Source organism: Shewanella sp. ENK2, from assembly GCF_043568515.1.
Classification (GTDB): Bacteria; Pseudomonadota; Gammaproteobacteria; order Enterobacterales; family Shewanellaceae; genus Shewanella; species Shewanella japonica.
On sequence record NZ_CP171406.1, the window covers coordinates 3,579,861 to 3,595,902 of the forward strand.

Consider the following 16,042-nt stretch of genomic DNA (forward strand, 5'->3'; position numbering starts at 1 on the left):
TCTCCTAGTAGGCGCCGCGCGCCAAAAGTACTGCCGGAATGGTTTTCAATAACAAGCTGATATCTTCTTTTAGTGATTGCTTGTAGATATAGTCAATGTCGAGTTCTACTTGCTTATCAAAAGGGATATCTGAACGTCCGCTAACTTGCCATATGCAGGTTATACCTGGTTTAACTCCCAATCTGCGACGGTCACTTAACTGATATTGGCTTACTTCATTAGGTAGTGCAGGTCTTGGGCCAACTAGTGACATATCACCAATTAATACGTTCCAAAGTTGCGGTAATTCGTCAATTGAAGCCTTTCTTATCAGTTTTCCTATCGTGGTGATACGCGGATCTTTTTTCATCTTAAAGATTACGCCACCTTGCATTTCATTGTTTTTTTTGATTTTTTCTAGTCTTTCTTCAGCATCAATATACATTGAACGGAACTTCCACATCGTGAATGGTTGATTATTACGACCACTTCGAGTTTGTGAAAAAAGATTGCTCCTTTTGATTCAACACGGATGCATAAGGCGGTGAGTAGGAACAAAGGCGCCAATAGGATTAGCAAAATGCTAGCGGCCACAATATCAAATGTGCGTTTTGCAAATTGACCACATTTAATTCTAAAGAAATACCAGCGACGCTTATGTTGGTTGTTCACTTGGCCTAGATTAGTTGCAATGTTTGTAGGTGCTTGTTCAATAGATGCATGACTTAAACGTTTTTGCTTTAATACTCGAGCGATAAAAAGTGGGTTTCCAACCACATAACGTTTCCACATACGTGTTGGCTCTTGGGCTAAGCGCCATACCCACTCCATACCGACTTGCCTTACTGCGATTGGTGCTCTAGAAACGTTATTGGCAAAGAAATCAAATAATCCACCCACACCAACAGCAACTCCAACGCTAAGTGCTGATTTATGCTGACGTATCCAAGCCTCTTGTTTAGGTGCGCCCATGCCAACTAACAAGATGTGCGCTCCAGATTGATTGATTTGTTCAATAACTTGCTGCTCATTTTCATCGGTTAAGTAACCGTGGTGACAGCCTACAATCTCAAGGTTTGGATATTGCGCAGCCAAGTTAGCTGCGGCTTCGTCGGCAGTGTTACCTTTGCCTCCTAAGAAGAATAATTTGATGCCAATTAAGGATGCTTTCTCGCAAAGTAATGGCAGCATATCTGTGCCGTTAACATTATCTTTAAGGCCGATATGATGTAGCTGGCAAGCAATCCTAATACCGCTTCCATCAGCAAACACCTGGTCGCATTGGTTTACCGTATCGCGATAGTCAGAGTCACTCACTGCAATGTTTAAACAATCAGCATTTACGAAAGCAAATTGTTTAGTGCTAGTTGATTGTGACGAATGGATAAGTAGCTCAATACTTTCATCCATGGTGTTGTTATCGATATCGACGCCTAAAAGATTAAATTGTTTTGGGTAGTTTAATTGTGTTGAAACAACCACTAACTTGCTGATTAGGCATTTAAAAATGTTCGATACATAACCGAAGAGGCCAAATGTTGGCACTGTGTTGGGGTTAGTATTGATATGCGTAATGCCCATACGACGCTGCATTTGTTCAACTGATAAGATCCCTGGGCGCTGGTTAGCGTGGCTTGGCTCAAATACAGCGTACTCAAATGACGTACCTAACAATCCAACTTGGCCTTTTAAGACACTGAACAGCAAAGGAAGTGTCGAAAATCGGCCTTGTGAGAATGTCCGAATCGCAACTTCCTTTCCACCAGAATGAATAAAAAGTGTTTCGAAAATAGGGTGCTTGGAACAGGCAAGGAATGCCACTTTCACTACCCAAATCGGGCTTGATAAGATCAGAATGCTGCATGCCACAACCCAGTCGAAAACTAAGATGCTAATAGGCGTTTTATTTGAATGAGTGTTGTTAGGTGCAGTTTTCATATGTTGCCTCACACAGGATCGACGTAATTGATACCTTGGTAAAGCAGGAAGCGTTCCAACTTTTTAAGTTGTTGTTATTTATGTATTTATTTTGGATTTTGCTGTATTAAGGAATGGATAAAAACAGGCGATTACCATAATGAAAAAAGTCGGCTTTGCAGATTGCAAACAAGTCTGCAAAGCCAAACAGGGAAGCTTTTTCATATATCGATAATTCACTCAAGTTTATCTTGGCCTTATAAAGGCATTTTATGGTCAGTGATGCGTTTACAGTTTGTTGTCTTGCATAAACTCACTTGATACGCCATCTTTCGCAATGCGAAGTTTTTGCATCATGCTAATACATTTTTGACCGACGCCTTCGATAACCAGGTATCCCCAAGAAGGCATTACCCATTGCGCATAAGCTGCAATTAAAGTGGTTACTGTACGACCCGTTTCAGATTGCAAAATACTTGGTGATGTCGAAATCGCTTGGTTTACCAGTTTTACCGCAGCTGCACCATCACCTAAGCGAATCGCTTGTCTTGATAAATAACGTAACTGGTAAGCACGCGCGGCTTTCTCATGGCGTGAAAGTAGCGTAGGGGCGAAATCACGTGCTTTTTCAATCATCTTTTCCCACGAAGCATATTGTTTCATTAGATTTGCAGATAAACCACCATGATTTAGACGGTAATATGTTAGTGGCTCTGGTAAGCCTTCAATTTTCCAAGAGGTAGTTGCAGCAATACGTAACCAACATTCAATATCTTCAGATTGACGGAAGCTCTCATCAAAATAACAGCTATAACGTTCTGCAGTACTCATTGATTGGTAGCGAATATCATTTAATGTAGTACGGCGAATGACTGGTGCGCTGCCATTACCAACAGGGTTGCGACATAATAAGTGTGCAGCATCAATATCAGTTAGTTTTGGCATTTGATAAAAATCAATAAACTTGCCTGTGTAATCAATGAAACTTGAGCGAGAAAAGCTAACACCGATTTGTGGATCGCTTTCTAAATGTGCCACGTGACGAGCTAGTTTTTCTGAGTGCCATAAATCGTCGGAATCAATAAAAGCGATATACTCACCTAGTGCATGACGTATACCAGTGTTTCTCGCTGCTGCTAACCCTTTATTTTTAGCGTGACGAATAATGTGCACACGTGGGTCACCAACAAATTGTTTACAGATTTGGATACTGCGGTCATCGCCGCGGTCATCAATAATAAGTAATTCAAAATTATCAAATGTTTGACTCAATACAGATTCAATTGCTGATTTAACGAATTTTTCAACATTATAAACTGGCATGACGACTGAGATTCTTGGAGACATAGTGTTTTCCTTAACTGTTTATAACAGTTGATTGAGTAAAAGTGATGCGGCTGCTGTACCAGCAAAGCCAAGGCATGATGATTAAGTAAGTCACCATTACGCTGCATGCGACGGTGGTTAAATCAAACTGGCTAGCGATACTGATAACCAGAGTTAAAAGGGCGGTGATAGAGATATTTAGTTTGAAATTTAAGTGGCTGTGTCCATGTGCCAACAGTAGTTGGCTGGCTGCTTCAGCCATCGGACGAACTAAACCGCTTAAACATAAAAATACGAAAACCGAAATTGCATCTGTGCTTATCCATTGCTCGCCGTAGACAAAAGGGACATACAATGGCGCTAAACTGGTTTGTAAGATAATGATTGGCGCAGCAATTGCAGTGATTGCTATGACACTACTACGATATTTCTGCTGTGCTGACTGATCATCTGATGTTGGGTTACTGCCACAAATGTGAGAGTAAAAAGCAGTGCCAAAACTTTGTACTAGACCAAGACTGACGCCCAAGCTGACGTTGTAAGCAAAGAAGTAAACGCCAAGTGCTTCAACACCCATGAAATAGCCAATAACAAGGTAATCAATGCTCTGTCTTAGGGTATTAATTAAGTCGCTTAAACTTACTGGTACACTAAAGTTAAGTAGTGCTTTAACTTGATTGGCAGACGGCTTTTGAGTGCTTACTGGTAATTTAGTGTCTTTTTTATGGATGTATATCCAAACCAATACCATCACCACTTTTGGGATAATAATGGCCCATAATCCAAAACCGCTTAAGGCTAAGGTTGCTGTTAACACGCCGTCACCTATGGTTTGCCATAAGTTAGCACTTGCCACTTTACGCATATTGTTATTACGTAAGTTGGCCGTTGCGTACATCATCCCAAAAGGTAAAAGTAGGTAGCTTGATGCAACAAAGATAATCGGCAGCACTAATTGCGTATCTTGATAGTAATATGCAAGTGGAACACTGATTAAGCTCATTAAAGCAAATGCAATCACACAGCTGGCAAGGTTGATAAGGTTAGCGCTGGCAAGGTTGTCACTAAAGTCGCTGTCATTCATACGAATTAACGCAGCGGAAGTGATACGTCTTGTAGGAGTGCAGATTAATTCAAATAAGGTTAATACGATTGCGACTTGACCAAATATCTCTGGGGTCAATAATCGAGCCGTTATAACGCTTGCACCTAGTCTCACTACTCGACCGCTGAATTGTGCACTAGCTAACCATAAAAGGTTTTTACCTAATGAACGTATGCCTTGATTAAGCATCTCATTAAGCGCTAGCTTTTGATTCAGTGTTTGCTTCGATTGTGATTGAAGCTTAGTGATGTTCTGCATGACCGCTATCCTTGATATTAAATTGCATTTTGCTGTTTAGCATTGAGAGCAAGTTGCGTTGATACCTAGGTATTACAGTTATTGTGCCAACTTTTAAGTTGTTGATTTTGTGTTGTTTTGTTTTTGTTTGTTAAAGCTGAATATGTGAAGTTAGCATTTTGAAAGTGGAGGATTGCAGAATGCAATTTGCAATAAATCTGCTTTTTGGAGGAAATTTCACGCTGTCAGTAAGGAAGTCTGTGGCTTGATGTCTGTCTAGCTCAAGTGATGAGTACGCTAATAATTTAAAAACGCGATGGATATGAGATCATATTAGGTGACTTCATATTAGGTGACTTCATATTAGGTGACTTTATATTAAGTGACTTCATATTAAGTGATATTTAAAGATAAACTTGTGCTGGGATAGAGCGATTAACCTTGAGGTATAAATAGTGATTAAAGTAAGAGCAATAAAATTAAAAGCAGCAAAAGCAATCAAAATGAGCTTCCCAGACCTAAGGTTATTGATTGGTACATTTCTGGTATCTGGGTTTCTGATAGGTTGCGGTGAAGAGCAAGACGTTGTTGCAAAAGAACAAGTTTCGGTAGAAATGCTGGAACAGTGTGGAGAGCAGGAGTTTTTAGTTATTGCTGAAAAAGTGAGTGCTGGTGACGGCCAAGGACATGGTCCAGATATTGGCTCAGATGAATGGCAATCAGTCATTGAATTTAAACTTGGCATTAGAGGGCAGGCAGACGTGCCTGCAAGAGATGATGTTCAATGGTGCCAATTTATTCTTAAAAAGCTATAAGCATTCATTTGTTATTGAGCATCCAGTGCATCTGCTTTAGCAAATACGTCGTCAGGCTCTTCAGCGCGAAGGGCCATGCCTAATACAATAAGGCCTGGCCAAAATAAATAGGCGAGAATTTCTAAATTTTCCCCAAAGGTATACAGTCCTAGCATAAGTAAGATAGCCATGCCTACTTTGGCTAATGGGTTGCTAAAAAGGCGTATTAGCAAGGTGATAAAGGTGACTAACATAGGGATGGCTAACGCGACAGCACCTACGACCCCTTTAACAAATAGCAATCCGTACCAAGTGTGATGCGAACCTATAGGCATATACTCCACCATATGTGGGCCTCGCTCGACAATACCATGGCCAAAAACAACTGCTTCGTTCATCCACCGTTCAACAGCAATATCTGCCAAAGCTTGTCTTACTCGAGTAGAGTCGGCACGAGCCGCTTTAACTGCATCGATACTTTGCTCAATTTTAGAAATGGTGGATTCACCGATAACACCGACAAATAACATCACAGGGCTGAGCAATAAGTACAACCAAGGAGAACGCACAAAGCGTAACGTCGTAAAAAAGCCAATTAATGCAAGGTAGCAGACAATGGCAAGTCGAGACTGTGACATGAGGATCATCAGTAAACTGCCGCCGTAGCCCCATCTTCTCCATGTTGCATTTTTTCTTGTAAGGCAAAAATAAAGTACAAATTCCCTAGCATCCCCAGTGCAGGTGCCCACGGAGTAAATAGTCGCCAACGTGGTACGCCGCTCCCTGGATCAATTTCATAAAGGCTGACACTAAAAAACTCAGGCCCTGGGCCACCAATGATGCTTAAAGGGGAAACATATAAAGTGCTAGGTAAACCAGCGACCCAAGCAAATACAAACACAGGGAATAACATAATGGTATGTTTGCAAACTCGACAACTTGCGCGGTAAATAATTTCAGGTCGAATAGGTAAGCAACCGATTAAAGGGAATATCGCTAATAAAGCCCAACCTTTAGCCCAGCCAATGGAGGATTTTATAAGTTTGCCCGTGCCAAGGCCAAATTGTAGGTGGCCAACAACCAACGCAATTAACATGACCCACATGCCTAGTACCCAAACATAATGTGTGATGCTAATACGAAATGCGGGTTGGTTATCTAACTTTTTGACAAGAAGTCGCAAAAATAGAATCCAAGCAATCACAGGTGCAATGACGTAAAGCGCACCTAATAACCAGAATAAGTAACTAAAACTTATGCAGTTGTAGATGATTTTTTCGTCAACATTTTCCGTAATAATGGTTTGCGAATCCATAAAATGCTTAGTCCTACTAATGACATGAATGATGCACATATACCGCCGAAAATAATCAAAATAATGGCGAGTTTATCGGGTGATGCAGGCAAACTTGGTGCTGACAGTAACTGCAACATTGGGTAAGCGGTGTAAATATCTGATTTACCAACATCCATTTTTGCCATGGCTGAAGTTAATACTGCCGAAGCTAATTGATGTTCTCGCTGTAAGTCTGCAAGTTTCGCTGCATCGTCATTGCTGTGTTGTAAACGTTGTTCCCATTGATTGATTTGAGCAGTTAACGAGTCAACTTCTGACTGGGTCGCTTTGCGATTAGAGGCGAGTGTGATGAATTCTTGCATCATTTCAGCTCGACCATCAACGTCATCAACAGTGAGCATCATGAGTAGTTTTTCATCTTGAAAACCGATCACGGTATTAAAGCGTTTTTTCATGCTGTCTAAAATACTGTCTAGCTCTGCTTTTAATGACACTAAAACAGGATGGCGGGCACCTAATCTGCCTGCATTTTCGATATACATAGTGTTTGCAGTATTGTGTTTTTCAACTAATTGTTGGAACAATTTGTCATTATTTAGCTTTAGCAACATTGCTGCTTGGGCATCACTTAAACCCAAGTGGTTTTCGTATAAAAAGTAACTTGCATTTAACCCTTGTAATTCGGCAAGCATAGTGACTTTACTGTGTCTCAGACGTTCGATAGTAATCGCTAACTCTTTAAATTGGTCAAGTGTGACTAAGCCGCGCTCAGATTGAAAATCTAAAAGTTGCTTTTGGGTTTCTTTTACTCGAGTTGAATAACTTTTAAGGCCTTCTTTTATCCCTATTTCACGTAAAGCAATTTCGTCTGCGCGTAAATCATCTAAAATATTTTGCAACGAGCGATACATTGCCCAGCCTCGCTCTTGAGCTGCTTCTGGACTGTCAGCTTTAATACTGTATTCCATTAAGCCTGTTTGACTAGGTAGTTTTAGTTTAGGCTTTTTAATGGCTGATGTTGGAACATCAAGATAGTGAGCTGCACTTTGCATTAACAAGGTGCTCATTGAAATTGCTTTGTAGTTTTCTCGTGGATCGATGGCAGAGCTCATGTAAGGCGAAATACTAGAGGTACTTGCTTGACCTAAGCTATCAAGGCTTAAAGATGATCCCGCTGCTGCACCAGGTAAAATAAGTACCCACTTGCTTACGTATTGCGTTGGCGTGAGCATAATGAAAATGCCTGCCAGTAACCAGATGATGAGTAATGCGCCAAAACCTGTTTTAAGGTAAAGGCGTTTACGCAATTTAGGCGTCAGTTTACTGCCTTCTAATGTGGCGCGTTTTATCCAATATAAGTAAGCAAGTTCAGAGAAACTTGTTTGCTCACTCGTTTCGTCATTGTTGTCGTCGGCTTTTTCTTGTTTAGTATTTTGTTGGTCAGTGTGTTGCTGGCTATCAGCAATGGCTTTTTCAATAGCCTGTTCTATAACAGGAGCCGCTTGTTGGCTATCCGTGCTGGTTTGAGTCTTATCTTCATCATGAATTCGGCTCATTGCTGACTCCTTACAACCATCCAATAAGGGTGGTTGGTACGACTAACTCAGTCACTGTTCTTGCTATTTCGCGCATGTTGGTAACACGAGAGTCATAACATGCAAGGCCATCACCAGGAAGTAACACTGGGTTTGATTGATCATTCCAAGCGCTTTGTATTAGTCCATCAATTGAACGCTCAACAACATCAATTTGATTTGAAAGTGGATTTTTGGTTACAAGTATCACATATCGACTTGCGTTAGTTGATTGCGCACCACCCACACAGTTAGCTGCGATAGCCCCATTGAGTAAGCGAGTACCATATGGAAAACGTGTTGCTTCACGATCGACCGCTGACTGACTGTTTGAGCTAGCTGGCTGTGTTAAATTTGACATAAATACCCTGATCCCTGGAGCTGTCAATTGTGAAGGTCTAGCAAGTTGATCATTAAATGAATGTGTCGATGGAACATGAACATGATCGCCAGCCATTAATGTCATGCTGGGTACTTTTTCACCTGTTAGCATACCACGTAAATCCATATTGAAAACCTGACCATTACGGATAACTTTAATCGCAGAAATATCAGCATCAGGGCGCACACCACCTGAAGATTTTACAGCGGCACCAATACTACGATTAATAGCTTGGTCACCAGCATAATTACTACCGTCATCTTTTAGTTCTATCGGTAGTTTCTTATTGATCATGTGTTGACCAGGTTCAAATACCGCACCTGAAGTCGTAATTTCAATTGGCGCCCAGCTGATAGGTAAAATACTAATGCGCACTGCGTGAGCTAACATTAACCTTTCATCAATTAGTAGCTTATTGATATATGTATTTAGCTGTTTAAGTGTTAAGCCTTTTGCTGCAATTGCAGGTAAGTAAGGTAGATAAATATTACCATCGGCATCCACTTCAACATCTTTACTGAATTCTTCACCGTTTAGGATGTTAATCGAGATTTTGTCACCTACTGATAATGACAATGCTTGATTACTTGCATCGACAATCATGGCTTTGTCACCAAAGATTGGAGCGGTTGGAAAAGTGGTATGGTTTGAGGTAACCGCACTGACTTTTCGATTGTAAGGTGTTTGCTGACCAAAATAGTGACAGCTAGTAAGTTGTTTTTCTAAATCACAAACGTCCTGTTGCGCTGGCTGCGAAGGGGTGACGCAAGCGGTTAAACTTGCGACCATTGCGATTGAAATTAGAGTATTAATCATTTTCATTGCGTTATTCCCTTTACGTTTAGTTTAGAAAAATTTCAGTTATTGTCAGTTTTTATTAACTGGCTAAATCAGCGATGACACGTTTATCAAAATCAGACTCTTCGACAATGCTGCTGTGACGTAAAAACTCGAGTGCTAATTTTTCCGTTTCAAAGATTTCGAAAATATGATGTAAACGTGTTAGTTCAATCAGTGATCTCACTGCGGGTGTTGGCGATAACAAAACAATGTTGCCTTGATAATTGAGTGCTTGATTTCTTGCAGATATAAGCACTGATAATCCACTAGAGTCGATATATTCAAGGTGCTGCATATCGATGACTAAACGGGTATGACCTCTATCGATATAATCAACAAGTGCGGCTCTATAAGTTGGTGTGTGCGCCATAAACATTCTGATTGGTAGGGTTACTACGCTCGCATGTTGCGCTACTTTTAATTCAAATTTCATAACGTGCTCCTAGACTGTAATGATGCTTCTATATGTATTGTTTATTTGAAGCTTGTAGTCTTTAATAGCAGGTACTATGCCAACTTTTTATTCGTTTTATTTCAGTCGCTTATTGGTTGGTTTTGTTTTTTTGCTATTTGAATTTGCTGTTTGCGAAGAGGGAAATTGCTGTTTGCAACAGAGGTTTTTGATGATATTTGCAGTTTGCAATTTGCAAAATGAACGCATATCAATTGATCTGAGGCAGAACTGTGACTGGCTATTACATTTTTAAGAGGCTGGAATGCTGGTGTTTAAATATGGAGATAAAGCGCAATATTGAAGTTATGTGTTAAGTGATATAAAAGGGTAAATAAGCAGGCTTAATAAAAAGCAAATATAAATAAGAGGCAAAGAGAAGCAAGAGCTGAGAGAAGTAACAGTGTTTCGATTCTATCAATGATTAAAGGAACGAGAATACGGCATGAGAAGTTGCAATAGTGGAGTGGTGACAAATAGTAAGGCTACAAGCTTAAACAATAATGATGGAGGTCGAATTCAGTATCATTCAGCAATAAGCTTGTTCTATGTAAACTTGTAGCCAGTCTTGCTCGGGGCTGTGCAATATTTGTTGGTCATCAAATTGCTGCCTTTTCTAATGAGAGTCGCAGGTGAGTGCCTAATACGGTGGCTTTCTTGTTTACCTTGTCCATCCATTGATCCATGATCCACAGGCCTCTGCCATTAGGTCTATCGTTAGTCGGGCACTTTTTAGGTGCAGAAAGCTCAACAAACTCTGCAGTATCAAGAATATCAACGACGATATTGTCTTTGTTATTTTGCACTAACAAGGTCACATCCTCTGTGTTATCAGGGCAATGCTGCGATACATTATTAACGGCCTCCAAGATACAGAGCATTAATTTGAACCTTTGCAGAGAGGCAATTTCGTTGGCAATTAAAAAGGCCTCAACTTCATCATAAATCTGTTCAGGTGTCATGAGCTGTAAGTTTAAATTCATTTGTAAACTATTCATTGTTAGTCCTTAAAAGTGGCTATAGCACTTTATGGTTTAGGTTACTTTGCAGTAAATGATTTAGTTATCAACGTTGGCATCAATCAATCTTAATTATCTGATTTTCTTGTATTTTGGCACCACAGCTACAAAATAGCGTTAGCCTGTTCATTGCGATACTTTTCTCATTACTATGCCTGTGTAATTCATAAGCTTAGTGACTAAGTTTCGGGTGCTGTAAACAATAACAGCGACATATCATCCTGAGGTTGGTTTTGCTTCCATAGGTTTAATACATAAGTAAGGTGTTTAAGTAGTTTATTGGCAGGCAAATTTTTGGCTTCTGCACAACGCTGCTTGAAACGTGCTAAGCCAAACATGCCATGTTGTGGATTATTGACTTCATAAACACCATCTGAAAAAAGCAGTAACTGTTCGCCTGGATAAAGCTGATACTCACCGGTTGAATATTGACTGTTTTTATCAATACCAATAGGGAGGCCAGAAGGCACAGATAATGTTTGGACATCATTTTTGGAAATGATTAAAGGCATAGGGTGGCCTGCACTAGACATGTAAACCTGATGAGTTTTAATATTGATTTTACCAAGGATCACCGTGGCAAATTGGCCTAAATTAGCGGGGTCATCAAACAATAAGTTTAATCTGTGCATTAACACTTCTGGTGCAAGCTGCCAATCCATTCTTTGAGGAGATAAGCCTTGAGCTAGAGTGAAACTTAGCATTGCTGCTCTAGCGCCATGACCAGATACATCAATCACATAAAAACCAATCCACTCTTCATTAATTTTAAAACACTGAAAAATATCGCCAGCAAGTTCTGCTGCTGGTTCAAAAAAATGCTTAACATGCCAATTATCGAATGATAAATCTTCTTTGGGCAGTAAAGATTGTTGTAAAGTCGCTGCTTGCTCAAGCTCAGTTTGCTTGTTGTTTAATTCAATTTCTAACTTTTGGTTATTATCTAATATTTTTTTTGGCTTGTATTAACCTCACTGCGGCTAAAACTTTTACCTTTAAAACAGAGGCTAAAAAAGGCTTAGTAATGTAGTCATCAGCACCAGTTTCCATGGCATAAACCATATCTTCAGTTTTATCGTTGCCAGTAAGCAAAAGGAAAAAAGCGGGATTATTTGAGGCTTTTAAACGTTTACATAATTCTACACCCGTCATATTGGGCATACGCCAATCACTGATGATTAAGTCAAAATCATGCAGTTTACAGGTATCAAGTGCTGTTAACCCATCTTCACATTGAGTTATTTCAAACTCGATGTCATCAGGTTGAAAGCTTTGGAGTAAACTTGCTATGTAGTAACGCTCACTAAAAGTGTCTTCAACTAATAATATTGACAACCTTTTGGGCGTTGTACTTGCATTTTGCATAGCTGTTTCCTAAAAATATAGAGATATGTCTGATAAAAGCAATTACTGTACCTAAATTTTTTTAGTGTTTAATATCAGTGTTATAGCGTATGTTGTTGTTTAGGTTTATTCATGTTTTTTCATTTTGCGAATAATTTTTTGCAAAATGCAACAAGGTGATTCATAGTGAGTTGTGGCGTGGTTATTGTCAGCTCTGTCAGCGCTTTTTCAGCTTGAAAACATGGATTGATTTGCAAAATGCAATAGGAGAAGGAATTTGTCTTTCAGATTAAAAGCCATCATTGCGATTGGATTGATGCAATCAGCACTATTACTGATGCTAATTTATAATAGCTTAGGGGTAATAAAGACCGCGAATCAAGCCGAAATCCAACAGCAAGGTCACCTGTCCGCAATACTCGTCGCCAATAGTGTTGATGTGAATGACCCTCGCCAATCCATTCTTTTACTCAAGCAATCCCTCGAAGAACACCAAATAAGCCATATAGAATCAGTGCAAGTATTTAAAGCTGATAAACGCTTATATGCCGCTGAGCGCAATAATCTTGGTGAGTTTGCCTTAATTGAACAGCCCGTTCGTACCGATAACCTAGTACCTATTGAAGCTCAATCTAATAATGGCAGTGGGGTGTCAATAAAGGTAATGGTGAATACTGACGAGTTTGATCACAGCGTTAATGGTGTCGCGATTAAATATAGTGCCTTGATGCTGCTCGTGATTGTGCTGATATCCATTTTATCTTGGTATCAGGGACTTAACCTTATCAAACATGTGTTCAATATCCAGCGGGCATCTAAACAAGTTCTCGAAGGCGATACAGGGGTTCAAGTTAACGAGCCAGGCACTCAAGATATTACAGATACCACCAATGCCTTTAATGAAATGCTGCAATTTTTAGATCAGCAGCGCCACGATCTTCAAGGTGCCAATGTCCGATTAAATACCATTTTAGATTCTGCAGCAGACGGCTTTGTGATTATTGACACTAGCGGTGTGATAACCGAAGTCAATAAAGCGGTAAGTAGTTTATTTGGTTATCAAAAAGAAGAATTAATAGACCAGAATGTATCCATTCTCATGCCGATGGCTGATAGGTTTATGCATGATGGTTATATTCAGGATTACTTAAAAGGCGGTGACGCCAAAATTGTTGGCTTAGGTGGTGGACGAGCATTAAAAGCTCAACATAAAGAAGGCCACCTTTTTCCGATTGAGTTGTCTATTTCCAAAATGGAAATCGATGGTGATGTGTTATTTCTTGGCTTTATTAAAGACATGTCTGAACTTAAAAAGGAACAAGCATCTGCGGCTCGAACTCAATCAATTCATTTAGCAACATTAGAAGCCAGCCACGATGCGTTAATCACGATTAATATCGCCGGGCGAGTAGAAGAGTTTAATGCTGCAGCTGTGAAGTTGTTTGGCTACGAGCGTGAGGAAGCTTTAGGCGAGTTACTTGAGGATTTGATTATACCTGAAGGGTTCCATAAGGCGCATAAAAATGGCATGGATCATCATCGTAAAACCGGTGAAGGGCCAGTGTTGAATAACCGAATAGAAGTGCCAGCACATAATAAAGCAGGAGACGAATTCCCTGTGGAGTTGCGGGTTATACCGATTCAATTAGATGACGAAATGTATTACACCGCTTTCTTACGTAATATTTCAGAACAGAAATCAAAAGAAGAAGAACTGCGCCAAGCTAAAGAGCAAGCCGAAGAGGGCAGTAAGGCAAAATCTCGCTTCTTAGCAACAATGAGCCATGAGATCCGCTCACCACTTAATGCGGTGCTCGGTAGTGTTGATTTATTGCTTGATTCTAGCTTAGAGAAAGGTCAGAGGATGTACGCTAGGACGGCTAAAGAAGCTGGTTCTGTGCTGTTAAGTACCATTAATGACATTTTGGACTTTTCTAAAATTGAAGCGGGCCAAATGGTGTTGGAGCCCAAAGAGTTTGAACCTGACGAGTTAGTAGCGCAAGTATTACAAATCTTATCCCATAAAGCCCATGATAAAGGGGTTCATTTAGCCAGTTATATCAACCGAAATGTACCGCAAAAGCTGGTGGGTGATGCGCAGCGTATTAGGCAGGTAGTGCAAAACTTAGTAGATAATGCGATTAAGTTTTCTACTGAGGGCTGTATCTCTGTGGAAGTTTGGATCCCAAATCGTGATATCGATAAAGTGCAATTATGTTGTCGAGTCACTGATCAAGGTATTGGTATTGGTGATGCCTCGCAGGAGAAACTGTTTAGAGAGTTCTCTCAGGTTCATGATACTCATACCACAAGTTACGCAGGCACAGGTTTGGGTTTAGCGATTTGTTCAGAACTTGCTCGAATGATGGGCGGTAACTTAGTGGTTGAAAGTAAGCTGGGTGAAGGTAGCCAATTTACCTTATCTGTATTGTTAGATGAATCTAGTCAAGCCAGTAATCACAATGTTCGCTTACCAGAGCACCCGCGTGTACTTCTTATTCACCCCGATGAAACCTTGTGTAAACTGATTAAGAAACAGTACAGTCAATATGGTGTTGAAACGAAGTATGAGCACCATGTTAGCGATATATTTAATAGTAAAATAGTGCGTGGACGATTTGATTTAATCATGCTCGATGATGCATGTCTCTTATCTGCTAAAGAAAAAGATGTCAGTATTTTACACAGTGATTATTTATTCGAAACTGGCTATATCGCAGCTCTTGCCACTGGCGTTAATAATGATGCGCAATCACTGATAGAAAAATTGGGCATTGAAGAATCGGTGAGTAAACCGCTAAGCCGTGCAATGCTATTGAGTTTAATTAGTGGCGCGACAGCTGAAAATAAACATGAAAAGCCATTAGAGAAAGTCGCTAGTTTACCTCAAGGCTGCCGCCTATTATTAGCTGAAGATAGCCCTGCTAATCAGATGGTCGCAGGTACAATGCTCACCAATGAAGGCGCTGTAATGACCTATGCCAATAATGGCGTAGAAGCTGTTGAATTAGCACTGAGTCAAGACTTTGATTTGATATTGATGGATATCAGAATGCCTGAAATGGATGGCTTAGAGGCATGTCAAAAGATATTAGCTCATAAACCAGATCAAATTATTCTGGCGATGACTGCCAATGTATTTAGTGAAGAAATCGCTGCGTGTAAAGCCGTTGGCATGCTTGATTGTATTGGCAAACCTGTGAATAAATCTGACTTAATCTCAGGTGTGAGTCATTGGTTAGGTCAAGTAAAGCAGGCATCTTCAATGGGAATGGGGATGCAAATAGAGTTAACTCATGACAAGTCGCAAGTTGAAAATAAAGATAAAGTGACAGCTGAAATAAGCGAAAAAAATACTGAATTATCCGCCCCCAAAGTCTCTACAAATACAGACACAGATGAATTGTTCACAGAGGTTTTGTTAGATGAGGCTGTTTTTGACGAATTACTCTCAGCTGTGGGTGAAGCTAGCTTAGCCAAAATGATGCAAGTGTTTTATCACGAGACGATAATGCGGGTTAATACACTTAAAGCCTTAACGCCTCAAGGAAGTCGTCATGATATCGAAACGGAAGTGCATACCATTAAAAGTAGTGCAGGTAGTTTCGGCGCTAAGACCTTAGCTGATGTTGCTGTTAGATTAGAAGCGGCTTCAAGAACAGAAGATGAGCCTTTAGATGCGTTATTTAATGAAATTTTTGCCGTTGCTGAACAGAGTTTAAACCTGATCCAGCAACGCTTTAATATTACTCAAAAATCAGAGTAATCGAATGAATG

At 40.1% G+C, this 16,042-nt stretch carries 14 protein-coding genes; 2 read left to right on the forward strand and 12 right to left on the reverse strand.

Features of this window, described 5'->3' with window-relative positions:
- Positions 1-4: 4 nt before the first annotated feature.
- From ACGEDC_RS15710 to ACGEDC_RS15725, 4 genes are all read right to left on the reverse strand, one after another.
- Entirely contained in the window at positions 5-442 is a 438-nt protein-coding gene (locus ACGEDC_RS15710) for a sugar transferase (protein WP_394494348.1), read from the reverse strand.
- A complete protein-coding gene (locus ACGEDC_RS15715) occupies positions 397-1,917 on the reverse strand; it encodes a WecB/TagA/CpsF family glycosyltransferase (RefSeq protein ID WP_394494351.1) in 1,521 nt (506 codons plus the stop codon). The genes ACGEDC_RS15710 and ACGEDC_RS15715 overlap by 46 nt, the downstream gene beginning before the upstream one ends.
- Positions 1,918-2,184: 267 nt before the next feature.
- On the reverse strand, positions 2,185-3,243 hold the full coding sequence (locus ACGEDC_RS15720; protein WP_192022430.1) for a glycosyltransferase family 2 protein: 1,059 nt from the start codon (positions 3,241-3,243) through the stop codon (positions 2,185-2,187).
- 10 nt (positions 3,244-3,253) lie between these two features.
- Positions 3,254-4,585 (reverse strand): oligosaccharide flippase family protein, encoded by a 1,332-nt coding sequence (locus ACGEDC_RS15725; protein ID WP_192022431.1) that lies wholly within the window; start codon positions 4,583-4,585, stop codon positions 3,254-3,256.
- A gap of 434 nt (positions 4,586-5,019) precedes the next feature.
- Between ACGEDC_RS15725 and ACGEDC_RS15730 the strand changes: the two genes are divergently transcribed.
- Positions 5,020-5,379, forward strand: a complete 360-nt coding sequence (locus ACGEDC_RS15730; protein ID WP_394494355.1) for a hypothetical protein — start codon at positions 5,020-5,022, stop codon at positions 5,377-5,379.
- A gap of 11 nt (positions 5,380-5,390) precedes the next feature.
- Here ACGEDC_RS15730 and ACGEDC_RS15735 read toward each other — a convergent pair whose 3' ends face one another.
- The 8 genes from ACGEDC_RS15735 to ACGEDC_RS15770 form a co-directional block, all read right to left on the reverse strand.
- Complete coding sequence (locus ACGEDC_RS15735; protein ID WP_394494357.1) at positions 5,391-5,996, reverse strand: hypothetical protein; 606 nt, start codon at positions 5,994-5,996, stop codon at positions 5,391-5,393.
- Between the two features lie 8 nt (positions 5,997-6,004).
- Positions 6,005-6,673 (reverse strand): hypothetical protein, encoded by a 669-nt coding sequence (locus tag ACGEDC_RS15740; RefSeq protein ID WP_394494359.1) that lies wholly within the window; start codon positions 6,671-6,673, stop codon positions 6,005-6,007.
- Positions 6,613-8,211, reverse strand: a complete 1,599-nt coding sequence (locus ACGEDC_RS15745; RefSeq protein ID WP_225442201.1) for a GumC family protein — start codon at positions 8,209-8,211, stop codon at positions 6,613-6,615. Before ACGEDC_RS15745 ends, ACGEDC_RS15740 begins: the two co-directional genes overlap by 61 nt.
- Positions 8,212-8,221: 10 nt before the next feature.
- Positions 8,222-9,433 (reverse strand): polysaccharide biosynthesis/export family protein, encoded by a 1,212-nt coding sequence (locus ACGEDC_RS15750; protein WP_055023062.1) that lies wholly within the window; start codon positions 9,431-9,433, stop codon positions 8,222-8,224.
- 55 nt (positions 9,434-9,488) lie between these two features.
- Positions 9,489-9,884: an STAS domain-containing protein gene (locus ACGEDC_RS15755; RefSeq protein WP_055023061.1), complete on the reverse strand. Its 396-nt coding sequence runs from the start codon at positions 9,882-9,884 to the stop codon at positions 9,489-9,491.
- A gap of 617 nt (positions 9,885-10,501) precedes the next feature.
- Complete coding sequence (locus tag ACGEDC_RS15760; RefSeq protein WP_080915337.1) at positions 10,502-10,900, reverse strand: ATP-binding protein; 399 nt, start codon at positions 10,898-10,900, stop codon at positions 10,502-10,504.
- 200 nt (positions 10,901-11,100) lie between these two features.
- Positions 11,101-11,661 (reverse strand): PP2C family protein-serine/threonine phosphatase, encoded by a 561-nt coding sequence (locus ACGEDC_RS15765; protein WP_394494363.1) that lies wholly within the window; start codon positions 11,659-11,661, stop codon positions 11,101-11,103.
- Between the two features lie 199 nt (positions 11,662-11,860).
- Complete coding sequence (locus ACGEDC_RS15770; RefSeq protein ID WP_394494365.1) at positions 11,861-12,286, reverse strand: response regulator; 426 nt, start codon at positions 12,284-12,286, stop codon at positions 11,861-11,863.
- Between the two features lie 256 nt (positions 12,287-12,542).
- Between ACGEDC_RS15770 and ACGEDC_RS15775 the strand changes: the two genes are divergently transcribed.
- On the forward strand, positions 12,543-16,031 hold the full coding sequence (locus ACGEDC_RS15775) for a PAS domain S-box protein (protein ID WP_394494367.1): 3,489 nt from the start codon (positions 12,543-12,545) through the stop codon (positions 16,029-16,031).
- Positions 16,032-16,042: the final 11 nt, after the last annotated feature.